Source organism: Pseudomonas muyukensis (genome assembly GCF_019139535.1).
In the GTDB taxonomy this organism is placed as follows: Bacteria; Pseudomonadota; Gammaproteobacteria; order Pseudomonadales; family Pseudomonadaceae; genus Aquipseudomonas; species Aquipseudomonas muyukensis.
The window spans coordinates 3,360,279-3,371,963 of record NZ_CP077073.1 but is presented as its reverse complement, the minus strand read 5'-3'; the positions used below and the strand labels follow the sequence as shown (position 1 = coordinate 3,371,963).

General features: G+C 66.8%; 14 protein-coding genes. 8 read left to right on the top strand and 6 right to left on the bottom strand.

Annotated elements, in window-relative coordinates:
- Positions 1 to 3: 3 nt before the first annotated feature.
- From KSS95_RS15060 to KSS95_RS15045, 4 genes are read right to left on the bottom strand one after another with little or no spacing between them, the layout of a single operon-like run.
- Positions 4 to 957, bottom strand: coding sequence for a methyltransferase (locus KSS95_RS15060; protein ID WP_217847875.1), 954 nt, complete (start codon positions 955 to 957; stop codon positions 4 to 6).
- Positions 957 to 2,273: an iron-containing redox enzyme family protein gene (locus KSS95_RS15055; protein ID WP_217847874.1), complete on the bottom strand. Its 1,317-nt coding sequence runs from the start codon at positions 2,271 to 2,273 to the stop codon at positions 957 to 959. Before KSS95_RS15055 ends, KSS95_RS15060 begins: the two co-directional genes overlap by 1 nt.
- A gap of 14 nt (positions 2,274 to 2,287) precedes the next feature.
- On the bottom strand, positions 2,288 to 2,461 hold the full coding sequence (locus KSS95_RS15050; RefSeq protein WP_217847873.1) for a hypothetical protein: 174 nt from the start codon (positions 2,459 to 2,461) through the stop codon (positions 2,288 to 2,290).
- Positions 2,462 to 2,519: 58 nt separating this feature from the next.
- Positions 2,520 to 2,711: a con-10 family general stress protein gene (locus tag KSS95_RS15045; protein ID WP_217847872.1), complete on the bottom strand. Its 192-nt coding sequence runs from the start codon at positions 2,709 to 2,711 to the stop codon at positions 2,520 to 2,522.
- Between the two features lie 276 nt (positions 2,712 to 2,987).
- Between KSS95_RS15045 and KSS95_RS15040 the strand changes: the two genes are divergently transcribed.
- Positions 2,988 to 4,199 (top strand): multidrug effflux MFS transporter, encoded by a 1,212-nt coding sequence (locus KSS95_RS15040; protein ID WP_217847871.1) that lies wholly within the window; start codon positions 2,988 to 2,990, stop codon positions 4,197 to 4,199.
- Complete coding sequence (locus KSS95_RS15035; protein WP_217847870.1) at positions 4,196 to 4,801, top strand: TetR/AcrR family transcriptional regulator; 606 nt, start codon at positions 4,196 to 4,198, stop codon at positions 4,799 to 4,801. Before KSS95_RS15040 ends, KSS95_RS15035 begins: the two co-directional genes overlap by 4 nt.
- A gap of 158 nt (positions 4,802 to 4,959) precedes the next feature.
- Here KSS95_RS15035 and hpaR read toward each other — a convergent pair whose 3' ends face one another.
- Together hpaR and hpaA are read right to left on the bottom strand one after the other, a co-directional pair.
- Complete coding sequence (hpaR, locus tag KSS95_RS15030; protein WP_217847869.1) at positions 4,960 to 5,382, bottom strand: homoprotocatechuate degradation operon regulator HpaR; 423 nt, start codon at positions 5,380 to 5,382, stop codon at positions 4,960 to 4,962.
- A 101-nt stretch (positions 5,383 to 5,483) separates the two neighbouring features.
- The gene (gene hpaA / locus KSS95_RS15025) at positions 5,484 to 6,386 is read right to left on the bottom strand and encodes a 4-hydroxyphenylacetate catabolism regulatory protein HpaA (RefSeq protein WP_217847868.1); all 903 of its coding nucleotides are present in this window, start codon (positions 6,384 to 6,386) and stop codon (positions 5,484 to 5,486) included.
- 151 nt (positions 6,387 to 6,537) lie between these two features.
- Between hpaA and KSS95_RS15020 the strand changes: the two genes are divergently transcribed.
- The 6 genes from KSS95_RS15020 to hpaH all read left to right on the top strand — a co-directional run bounded on the left by KSS95_RS15020 (position 6,538) and on the right by hpaH (position 11,678).
- Positions 6,538 to 7,212, top strand: coding sequence for a fumarylacetoacetate hydrolase family protein (locus tag KSS95_RS15020; protein WP_217847867.1), 675 nt, complete (start codon positions 6,538 to 6,540; stop codon positions 7,210 to 7,212).
- Complete coding sequence (locus tag KSS95_RS15015) at positions 7,209 to 7,988, top strand: fumarylacetoacetate hydrolase family protein (protein ID WP_217847866.1); 780 nt, start codon at positions 7,209 to 7,211, stop codon at positions 7,986 to 7,988. The genes KSS95_RS15020 and KSS95_RS15015 overlap by 4 nt, the downstream gene beginning before the upstream one ends.
- Positions 7,985 to 9,445: a 5-carboxymethyl-2-hydroxymuconate semialdehyde dehydrogenase gene (gene hpaE, locus KSS95_RS15010; protein WP_217847865.1), complete on the top strand. Its 1,461-nt coding sequence runs from the start codon at positions 7,985 to 7,987 to the stop codon at positions 9,443 to 9,445. Before KSS95_RS15015 ends, hpaE begins: the two co-directional genes overlap by 4 nt.
- Before the next feature lie 76 nt (positions 9,446 to 9,521).
- Positions 9,522 to 10,445 (top strand): 3,4-dihydroxyphenylacetate 2,3-dioxygenase, encoded by a 924-nt coding sequence (gene hpaD, locus KSS95_RS15005; protein ID WP_217847864.1) that lies wholly within the window; start codon positions 9,522 to 9,524, stop codon positions 10,443 to 10,445.
- Between the two features lie 11 nt (positions 10,446 to 10,456).
- Positions 10,457 to 10,867: a 5-carboxymethyl-2-hydroxymuconate Delta-isomerase gene (locus tag KSS95_RS15000; RefSeq protein ID WP_217847863.1), complete on the top strand. Its 411-nt coding sequence runs from the start codon at positions 10,457 to 10,459 to the stop codon at positions 10,865 to 10,867.
- 7 nt (positions 10,868 to 10,874) lie between these two features.
- On the top strand, positions 10,875 to 11,678 hold the full coding sequence (gene hpaH, locus KSS95_RS14995) for a 2-oxo-hept-4-ene-1,7-dioate hydratase (protein ID WP_217847862.1): 804 nt from the start codon (positions 10,875 to 10,877) through the stop codon (positions 11,676 to 11,678).
- The last annotated feature ends 7 nt before the right edge of the window (positions 11,679 to 11,685 follow it).

Here is an 11,685-nt window from a genome sequence, read left to right as displayed (position 1 = left end):
GCGTCACGCCATGCGGGTGACGGTCAGGGCCACCGCGGCGATGCGTTCGACGTGCTCGTAGCCGGGTTCGAGCAGTTGTTCGCCGAACACGTCCGGGTCGAGCTCGCGGTAGTGCCAGCTGAATGCGGGCCCCGCCAGGCGCAGGCGGATCGCCTCGAGCAGCGCGTCATGGCCTTCGACCATGGCCACGCCGCTGTACAACAGCAAGGTGCCACCGGGGGCCAGGCGCTCGCGGGCCTGTTCGACGATACGCAGCGACAGTTCCGCGCCCAGCGCACCGCCGCCATGCCGGTAGGTGCGCCGGGCAGCGTCGAGCATGTACGGCGGGTTGGCGACGATCAGGTCGAAGTGGCCGCTGATGCCGTCGAGCAGGTCGCTGGGTTCCACCGAGACGTTGGCCACGCCGGCCAGCGCGGCATTGATCGCGGTATAGCGCAGGGCCAGGGGGTTGATGTCCACCGCGCTGACCTGGGCATGGGGCGCCGCCTGGGCGATCAGCAGCGCGCCGACACCGGCGCCGCAGCCAATGTCCACGGCATGTTGCACGCGCCTGGGGCCGTGTTGCAGGTGATCGCGGATGACCTGGGCGAAGCGATAGCTGTCCGGGCCGAAGAACACCGCGTCGCGGCGTTCGGTGGGCCAGGCCGAATGCAGTAGCAGCAAATCATCCAGGCTCGACCAGCGCACCGTGCTGCGCAGCAGTTCGCCCTGCGTCACCAGTACGCCAGCCGTTTGCAGTTGCTCCAGCTCATCGGCACTGATCAGCGCGCCTGCAAACGGCCGGCTCCAGCCGAACACCTCGCGCAGGTTGCCTGCCCGTTGCGCCCCAGGGCGGGCGTTGACCCGGGCCTGGGTCGCCGGGCTCACGCAGGTGAAGTGGTAGCCATCGGCGCGCAGGCGCCGGCCCAATTGCAGCAAGGCCTGGTCGGCGCGGGCCTGGGTCTGGTCGAGCAGCATCAGCAGGGTCCTCCCTGGGCAAGGCCGGTGGCGCGGATGTAGTCGCGGGTGGCGCGCAGGCCCGCGGGCTCGGCATGACGGTTGCCGGCCATGGCGGCGATCAGCCCGTCGATTGTCGATGCTGGCGCCGCGCAAGGAACTGCGGGTTCCAGCGCCAGGTCCTGTTCCCATTGGCCCGGCATTACCCGGCGGACACTGGGGCCTTGCCAGCTACCGGCGATCCAGTCGTGCCACAGTTGTTTCTCGTAGGCGCTGAAGACCCCGAACATGGCTGCCGTCGGCCCTTCGATCAGCGCCCACAACCGGCTGTGCAGCGGGTTGCGATTGCGCTCGACCCAGCCCTGGGCCTGCAAGGCGTCGAGAAAGGCGGCCATGGCCCCCGGCTCGGCGAGCCATTGGTTGATGGTGCGCCCTTGCAGGCGGCAACGGTCCGAATGCATGAACTGGCCATACACCCGCTTGCGCTCCAGGGCGCCGAGCAGTTCGTGTTCGAGGTCGAAGGTGGCGATCAACGAAGGCGTGTCCAGGCCCAGGTCGTTGAGCCGATAGCCTTGCCTGAGCCGTTGGTAGAACGCCTCGCCGGCGCTGCTGGGTTGCAGCAGGCGCAGGCTTTCCAGCGCGCGGCAGGCATGGCCGCTGGCGGCGTTGTCGATGGTTACGTGCAGCTGGAAATAATGGGCGTCGATGCCCAGCTCGGCCAGTTCGTGGGTGGTTATCAGCAGGTGCAGTGGTGGTTGTTCGTAGCCGAGGTTGTAGCCGATCACTTCGGGCAAGCGCTGCTCGCACTGCTGCCCCAGGGCCAGCTGCAGGGCCCCCTGCAGGTAGCGTTCGGGCTTGAGCGGCGGGCCTTGCAGGCAGCCGAGGCGGCTGAGCAGGCGCTGATAGATCAACACATGGTTGCACCGCGGGTCGCCATTGCCCAGTTCCTCGAGAAAGGTGCGGATCAGCCCGTGGTAACGCGGGTCGCGCCAGTGGCGCAGGGTGCCGTGCAGCCAGGCACCGTCGACCGCCTTGGTCGGGGCCACTTGTTGCAGGAACCACAGGGCGTGGGCGCGATTGGCGAAGTAGCGCCGGGGCCCGCCCTCCTGGCGTTGCCGCAGATAAGCGGCGTGTGCCTCGGCCACCGCGCTGACGTGGGCCAGGGCCCAGCCTGGCAACTGCTGCGGATCGTCGGGCAGGTCGTCGGGCATTGCCTGGACGTGGCGCAGTTGGCGCTCGAGCCAGGCTCGCCCGCAGCCCCCCGCCAGCAGCGCCCGATAGCGTCGCGCCAAGGCCTCGGAAGCAGTGCGTGCACCCTTGCTGGCCATCGCCGTCATGCCAGGTACCTCGCTCAGGGTTGCTGCGGCTTGGTTTCGGGCGCTGGGCTGGGGGTGTCGGGTTGCTGCATCTGCAGCGACGGTTTGCTCGGGTCGGCATCCTTGGCCGGGTGATCGTTGTCGCGATCGAAGCAACCGCCGAGCAGGGTCAGGCTGGCCAGCAGGCAGAGCACGGGGGTGATGCGCATGGGATTCTCCTTTGCCGGTGTGCGCAGTGCCAGGCCGCCTGGCACTGCGTGGCCTCACTTACGCCCGCCCGCCCTTGCGACCGGACTCGCTCTGGCGGTTGCCACCGCCGGAACTCTGCCCGCCCTTGCGGCCGGCTTCGGAGGCTTTCTCGCGGTCATTGGCAAAGTTGCCGGGGTTCTTCGTTCCACCCTGGCTGCCGGTCTTGTTGCTGTCCTGACGGCCGGTCATGTTGCTGTCTTTGTTGGCCATGGTTGCAAAACCTCATGTGGCTTGGGGAATGAATGCACGGCAGTGCCGTACAGCATTGGGAGTGCGGGCAAGCACGGCAGATTCGGTTTTTTCCCAGGCCGTCGGACCGGTGGCGCTAAACAAGCGGCAAGGATGCATTTGGCGCGCAAGCAGCTGCCGGGGCGCGAGTTGCTGGCCATCCAGCAGCGGTGTATTGACCGCCAGCGGCCAGCTGGCTAACCTGCGCACAACCTACCGGTCGGTAGGTATCATTTTCACCTTGTGGATACACCCGTCATGCCCAGCACCTGCAACCTGCGCTTCGCCGCCTCCCTCGCCCTGATCGGCGCCCTTGGCCCCTCGGCCGTCGACATGTACCTGGCCAGCCTGCCGGAAATGGCCCGTGACTTCGGCACTGGCTATCCCCAGGTGCAACTGACCCTGACGGTGTTCCTGCTGGCCATGGGGGCTGGCCAGTTGCTGTTCGGCCCGTTGGTGGATGCCCTGGGGCGTCGCCGGCCGCTGCTCGCCGGGTTGCTGGTGTTCACCCTGGCATCGTTCGCCGCCGCCGCGGCCGACTCGCTGCCGGCCCTGCTGATAGCGCGGCTGGTGCAGGGCCTGGCCAGTGCCTTGACCTTGGTGGTGATCATGAGCATGGTCCGCGATGTCGCCGACGGTGCCCGCGCCGCGCAGATCTTCGCCCTGCTGATGACCATCGAGGGCCTGGCGCCGATTCTCGCCCCAGCGGTGGGTGGCCTGGTGGATGCCGCCTATGGTTGGCGGGCGGTCATGCTGGTGCTGGCGGGCCTGGGCCTGCTGACCCTGGTCAACTCGCTGCTGAGCCTTGGCGAAACCCTGCCCGCCAGCGCGCGGGTGCGCCTGGCGCCGGACACGGTGCTGCGCACCTACGCACGCATCGGTGGCGACGGCGCATTCCTGCGTCCGGCCCTGGCGCTGTCGGCGGTGTTCTTCTTCCTGTTCGCCTACATTGCCGGCTCTGCCTACGTCTACCAGCAGCATTTCGGGCTATCCAGCGCGCACTTCGGCTTGCTGTTCGGCAGCTGTGGCGTGGCCATCCTGCTCGGCGCGGCGTTGTCCGGGCGTTGGGTAGTGGCGCACGGCGTGGCACAGGTGGCCTGGTGGGGCGCGCTGTGCATGGGGGCTGGCGCCGTGCTGATGGTGCTGGCCGGGATCACCGGCGCTGGCTTGCCGCTGCTGTTGGCCGGCGTGGTGCTGGCGCTGTTTGGTTTGGGCATCTGCGAAGCCACGCTGATGGCCTTGGCGATGTCCTCGCAGCAGCGTGATGTTGGCTCCACCGCGGCGTTGCTCGGTGCCTTGCAGCTGGTGATCGCCTCGAGCGCGACCCCCCTGGCCGGCCACCTGGCGACCCTCGGCCCGCAAGCCTGGGCTTGGTTGCTGGCGGCATCGGCGCTGTTGATCGTGGGTTTGACCCGCGCGGCCCGGGCCAACACAATCAGCGCCTCGTCCTGCAGTGCCAACCCGGAGTGACCGCCTTGAAAGCCCTGACCCCTTCTGCCGCCCGTGTCTGCGATCACGCGGTGGAGCATTTCGCCGAGCATGGCTACGACGGCTCGTCGCTGAGCGAGATCGCGGCGTTGGCGGGGATGCGCAAGGCTTCGCTGTATGCCCATTTCGCCAACAAGGACGCGTTGTTCGTGTGTGCGTTCGAGCGGGCGCTGGCGGCGGAAACGGCCTATGTGGCGTTGGGTTTCAGCCAGGAATCGGCGGCTGGCGAGGCGCCGGGGCACTGGCATCCGCTGCATTTGGCCGAGCGCTATGCTGGCTCGGCCAACCTGCGGTTTGTGTTGCGCACGGCGTTCTTGCCGCCGGTGTCGATACGTGCGGTGGTCACGGGGGGCTTCGAGGCTTACCTGGAGCAGATTCGCCAGGGCTTCTGCCAGGCCCTGCGCGAACGTCATGGCTGGGCGCGCAGCGATGGCAACAAGCTGGAGCTTTATGGGGATGCTTACCTGGGGATCATCGACAGCCTGCATGTGGAGTTGCTGTACGCGAACCCAGCGGTGTTTGCCCGGCGGGCGGCGTCCTTGCTGAAGATCCTCGACGATTCATTGCAGATGGCGAGTCGGTGATTGGCGGCGGCAGCCAGGTCGATGTTGTTTGTGAGGGGCATTGACCGCGTGAGCAGCACCAGGGGTTCGCCACAACCCTTGCAGCGCCTGTGAAACCGAGCGCCGCGCGGGCGGCGCTCGGTCTAATAGGCGCTGCATGATTTACGGCAGTCCCCTGCTCAGGGCTTGACCTTCTTCAGTTCGTTCAACAATCCCATCAACTGCTCCAACTTGTCACTGCCAAACTGTCGCTGGATCTCCTGGTAATTACGCTCCATCTCCTCGCTCATCGCCAGAAACGCCTGCTGCCCACGCACGGTCAGGCTGATGAAGATCCGCCGCTGGTCCTCCGGCGACTTGCGCCGCCCCACCAGGCCATCGCGCTCCAGGCGCTTGAGCACCCCGCTCATGCTGGGTTTGAGAATGCACGCCAAATCCGCCAACTGGTGGCTCTCCAGCTCGCCCTGCTGGCGCAGGATGCGGATCACCCGCCATTGCTGTTCGGTCAGGTCGTGGGCATTGAGGGCCGGACGGAAGAACGCCATGGTCGCTTCGCGGGCCTGCAACAAGGTCAAGGTCAGTGAGGGTCTAGGTTGAGTCATCAGGATAAAGGGCTGGTTTTATTAAGATATTAATAAAGTGAAAACCATTTGCCCCCACCCTGTCCAGCCCCCTGGCAACACCCGGCACCCACCTGAGCCGTTCAGCGCAACCCCGCCTGGCGCAGGCGGTACTCCCCCGGCGTGGTGCCAGCATGGCGCTGGAAGAACCGGCTGAAGTACGCCGGATCCTTGAACCCCAGCTGGTAGCAGATCGCATTGGCCGAACCGCCGGAATACAACAGCAGCCGCCGCGCCTCCTGCATCAGCCGCTCGAACACCAGGCGCTTGGACGGCAAGTCGGCGATTCGCCGGCACACATCGTTCAGGCGCGCCTCGGTGACCCCCAGCGCCGCCGCGTACGCCGGCAGCGTCCAGTGGTCCAGGTAGTGGCGCTCGATCAGCTCGTTGAAGCGGCGGAACACCTGCAAGTCCTCGTGCCGCGCCGGGTTGGCCGGCAACGCATTGGCGCTCAGGCGCAACAGGCTGATCATCACCAGCCGCGCCAGGTCCTGCAGTGCCGTGCCCTGCCCCACCTGGCCCTGGCCAACCTCGCTGCCCAGCAGGTCGAGCAACTGCTCCAGGCGCCGCGCCTGCTCGCCGGCCTGGCCCTGCAACGGCCCCAGGGCGACACAGGCAGGCGCCAAGCGCGGGTTGCTGCCCAGCCCCGGCTCGGCCTGCAACAGTTGCCAGACCAGTTGCTGGCTCACGGTCAGCACATGGCCGTCGGCGTCCGCCTCGGTGACGAAGGCATGGGGGATGGTCGGCGGGGTCAGGAAGAACATCGGCCCGGCCTCGTGGAAGCGCTGGTCGTCGAGCAACACCCGCACGCTGCCGGTCTTGACGTAATGCACCTGGAAGCACCGGTCATGGCGATGCACCGGCATGTTGCGGCCAAAGAAACCGGCCAGGTTGCCGAGCCGGTCGTAGTGCACCTCGCTGTCGCTGTAACGCTGGTCGTAGACCTGCCCGATATTGATGTTGGGGATCGGCTGTCGCGCTTTCATTGTTGTTCTCGTGCCGGTTGGACTGCCCGCGATCGTCACCTTGGCAGCGTCGATGCCTTGACGATCGTTAACATATTAAATATAACGTTAACACATTAACAAAAACACCATGAAGCATACCCCCATGCTTCGCAGAGCGCAGGAGAAAAGCATGAGCCGTGCCTTGCACGAGGTCGCCAGCGGCAGCCTGTTCGGCGTCGCCCTGAACTACCAGGGCCTGCTCCAGCAGCACCTGGCGTCCTTCCATGCAGCGCCCTACCGGCAACCGCCGGTCAAGCCGGTGCTGTTCATCAAGACCCCCAACACCCGTAACGGGCACGGCCAGGCCTTGACCTACCCCTCGGGAGTCGAACGCCTGCAACCTGGCCCTGCCCTGGGCGTGGTGATCGGCAAGGACGCCAGCCGCGTGAGCGTGGCCAAGGCCCTGGAGCATGTGGCCGGCTACACCCTGGTCAACGAGTTCAGCCTGCCCGAGGACAGCTACTACCGCCCGGCGGTCAAGGCCAAGTGCCGCGATGGCTTCTGCCCGCTGGGGCCAGCACTGGTGCCGGCGGCGCAGGTCACCAACCCTGATGCGCTGGGTATTCGCCTGTGGGTCAACGGCGAGTTGCGCCAGCAGAACAACACCGCCAACTGCGTGCGCAGCGTTGCGCAGTTGATCGCCGAGATCAGCGAGTTCATGACCTTGCATGCCGGCGACGTGCTGATCACCGGCACCCCGGAAGGCCGCGTCGACGTGCTGCCGGGCGACCAGGTGACGGTTGAGATCGACGGCCTTGGCCAGCTCAGCACCCCTATCGTCGCCGAACAAGGACTCGCCCCATGAAGCACGCTCGTATCCAGTTCGATGGCCGGGTCCACCAGGCCATCGTCGAGGCCGACCAGCAACTGCGCCTGGCCGACGGCCGCCTGATCCAGGCCGACCAGGTCACCTGGCTGCCACCGGCCACCGGCAGCATGTTCGCCCTGGGCCTGAACTACGCCGACCACGCCGCCGAGCTGGCCTTCACCGCGCCCAGCGAACCGCTTGCCTTCATCAAGTCGCCAGGCACCTACACCGGCCACGACCAGGTGACCTGGCGCCCGGACAACGTCAAGTACATGCACTACGAGTGCGAACTGGTGGCCGTGATCGGCAAGCCGGCGCGCAACGTGCGTCGCGAGAATGCCCTGGACTACCTGGCCGGCTACACGGTGTGCAACGACTACGCCATCCGCGACTACCTGGAGAACTACTACCGCCCCAACCTGCGGGTGAAGAACCGCGATGCCACCACCCCCGTGGGCCCGTGGATCGTCGACAGCGCCGATGTGCCGGACCCGTCCAACCTCAAGCTGCGCACCTGGGTCAACGGTGAGCTGAAGCAGGAAGGCAGCACCGCGGACATGATCTTCGACATCCCCTACCTGATCGAATACTTCTCCAGCTTCATGACCTTGCAACCTGGCGACATGATCGCCACCGGTACGCCGGAAGGCCTGGCCGACGTGGTGCCGGGCGATGAAGTGGTGGTGGAGGTGCAAGGCGTCGCTCGCCTGGTCAACCGAATCGTCAGCGAAGCCGAGTTCTTCGCCCGTCACGCACAAGAGGCAACAGCATGATCAAGCACTGGATCGACGGCCGCGAAGTCGAGAGCCGCGACACCTTCGTCAACTACAACCCCGCCACCGGCGAGGCGATCGCCGAGGTCGCCAGTGGCACTGCCGAGGAAGTCGCCCAGGCCGTGGCCGCGGCCAAGGCGGCCTTCCCGAAATGGGCCAATACCCCGGCCAGGCAGCGGGCCCGGCTGATGCGCCGCCTGGGCGAGCTGATCGAGCAGAACGTGCCGCAGCTGGCCGAACTGGAAACCCTGGACACCGGCCTGCCGATCCACCAGACGCGCAATGTGCTGATCCCCCGCGCTTCGCACAACTTCGACTTCTTCGCCGAGGTGTGCACGCGCATGGATGGCCACAGCTACCCGGTGGACGACCAGATGCTCAACTACACCCTGTACCAGCCGGTGGGCGTGTGCGCCCTGGTGTCGCCGTGGAACGTGCCATTCATGACCGCCACCTGGAAGACCGCGCCATGCCTGGCCCTGGGCAACACCGCAGTGCTGAAGATGAGCGAGCTGTCGCCGCTGACCGCCAACGAACTGGGCCGCCTGGCGGTCGAGGCCGGCATCCCTGACGGCGTGCTCAACGTGATCCAGGGCTATGGCGCCACCGCGGGCGATGCCCTGGTGCGTCACCCGGACGTGCGGGCGATCTCCTTCACCGGCGGCACCGCCACCGGCCGCAAGATCATGCAGAGCGCGGGCCTGAAGAAGTACTCGATGGAACTGGGCGGCAAGTCGCCGGTGCTGATCTTCGAGGACGCCGACCTCGAGCGCGCCCTGGACGCCGCGCTGTTCACCATCTTTTCGCTCAACGGCGAGCGCTGCACCGCCGGCAGCCGGATCTTCATCCAGGAAAGTGTGTACCCGCAGTTCGTCGCCGAATTCGCCGCCCGCGCCAAGCGCCTGCTCGTCGGCGACCCGACCGACCCGAAGACCCAGGTCGGCTCGATGATCACCCAGCAGCATTACGACAAGGTCACCGGCTATATCCGCATTGGCCTGGAAGAAGGCGCGCGCCTGCTGGCCGGTGGCCTGGAGCGCCCGGCGGGCTTGCCGGCGCACCTGGCCAAGGGGCAGTTCATCCAGCCGACCGTGTTCGCCGATGTGAACAACCAGATGCGCATCGCCCAGGAGGAAATCTTCGGCCCGGTGGTGTGCCTGATCCCGTTCAAAGACGAAGCCGAGGCGCTGCGACTGGCCAACGACACCGAGTACGGCCTGGCCTCGTACATCTGGACCCAGGATATCGGCAAGGCCCACCGCCTGGCCCGCGGGATCGAGGCGGGGATGGTGTTCATCAACAGCCAGAACGTGCGCGACCTGCGCCAGCCATTCGGCGGGGTCAAGGGCTCGGGCACCGGCCGCGAGGGGGGGCAATACAGCTTCGAGGTCTTCGCCGAGATCAAGAACGTGTGTATATCCATGGGTAGCCATCACATTCCGCGCTGGGGCGTCTGACGGCATCGCGGGGCAAGCCGCAACGGCGACTTGCCCCGCCACCCTCGGAGCACAACAACAATCACAGGAGATTCCCATGGGTAAACTCGCGCTCGCCGCCAAGATCACCCACGTGCCGTCGATGTACCTGTCGGAGCTGCCCGGCCCGCGCCAGGGCTTTCGCCAGGCGGCCATCGACGGCCACCACGAGATCGGCCGACGCTGCCGGGAACTGGGCGTGGACACCATCGTCGTGTTCGACACCCACTGGCTGGTCAACGCCAACTACCACATCAACTGCGCAGCGCAGTTCGAAGGCCTCTACACCAGCAACGAACTGCCGCATTTCATCGCCAACATGAACTACGGCTTCCCCGGCAACCCCGAGCTGGGCCACCTGCTGGCGCAGGCATGCAACCGCCTGGGCGTGGAGACCATGGCCCATGACGCCACCACCCTGGCCCCGGAATACGGCACCCTGGTGCCGATGCGCTACATGAACGCCGACCGCCATTTCAAGGTGATTTCGGTCTCGGCGCTGTGCACCTCGCACTACCTCAACGACAGCGCGCGCCTGGGCTGGGCCATGCGCCGCGCGGTCGAGGATCACTACGACGGCAACGTGGCCTTCCTGGCCAGCGGTTCGCTGTCGCACCGCTTCGCCCAGAACGGCCAGGCCCCAGCGTTCGCCACCCAGGTCTGGAGCCCGTTCCTGGAAACCCTCGATCACCGCGTGGTGCGCATGTGGCAGGACGGCGACTGGGCCGACTTCTGCGCGATGCTGCCCGAATACGCGGTCAAGGGCCATGGCGAGGGCTTCATGCACGACACCGCCATGCTCCTCGGCGCCCTGGGCTGGTCGCGCTACGACGGCAAGGCCGAAGTGGTCACGCCCTACTTCGGCTCGTCCGGTACCGGCCAGATCAACGCGATCTTTCCGGTCACCGCGCAGGACGGCGCCGCCATCCCCGCCGCCCAGGCCTCGAACCCGGCCGGCGTGGCCTCCACCAGCCGCCTTTAAGGAGCATCCGCATGCCCCATCTGGTCCTGCTCTACAGCCCGGACATCGAAACCGACAGCGACCTGCCCGCGCTGTGCCGCGCCCTCGCCGACTGCATGCTCGCCCAGCGCGATGAAAGCGACCGCCAGGTGTTCCCCACCGGCGGCACCCGGGTGCTGGCCTACCCAGCGGCCCATGCGGCGATCGCCGACGGCCAGGGCGACTATGGCTTCGTCTACGCCAACCTGCGCATGGGCGCGGGGCGCAGCGCCAGTGTCCATCGCCAGGTCGGCGAGCAGTTGCTGGGCGTGTTGCGCCGGCACCTGGACCCGTTGCTCGCGCGGCGCCCGGTGGGCCTGACCGTGCAGATCGACGAAAGCCAGGCCCAGGTGTACGACGCCAAGCACAGCAGCCTGCACCCCTTGTTCAGCCGCCAGCCCTGAGGTTTCCATGCTCGACGCCCCTATCATCCAGCAAGCCGCCGCGCGCCTCGACCAGGCCGAGCGCGCCGGCGAACAGGTCGGCCAGTTTTCCCTGGAATACCCTGCGATCAGCATCGAGGACGCCTACGCCATCCAGCGCGCCTGGGTGAACCAGAAGATCAAGGATGGCCGCCGCCTGGTCGGCCACAAGATCGGCCTTACTTCCCGCGCCATGCAGGTCTCCTCGAACATCACCGAGCCTGACTACGGCGCGCTGCTCGACGACATGTTCTTCGACGAAGGCAGCGACATCCCCTTCGCGCGCTTCATCGTGCCGCGGGTCGAGGTGGAACTGGCGTTCATCCTCGGCAAGCCACTCAAGGGCCCCGGCGTGACCCTGTTCGATGTGCTCGAGGCCAGCGAATGGGTGATGCCGGCCCTGGAGATCATCGACGCGCGCATCCAGCAGATCGACCCGCACACCGGGGCCACCCGCAAGGTGTTCGATACTATTTCCGACAACGCCGCCAACGCGGGGGTGGTCCTGGGCGGGCGGGCCGTGCGGCCCGGCCAGATCGACCTGCGCAAGGTGCCGGCGGTGCTCTACCGCAACGGCGTGATCGAAGAGTCCGGGGTGTCCGCCGCCGTGCTCAACCACCCGGCCAAGGGCGTGGCCTGGCTGGCCAACAAACTGGCGGCCCACGACGTCGGCCTGGAGGCCGGCCAGGTGATTCTCGGCGGCTCCTTCACCCGCCCGGTGGCAGCGCGCCCCGGCGACACCTTCCATGTCGATTACGACCAGCTCGGTTCGATCGCCTGCCGTTTTGTGTAAGGACAAT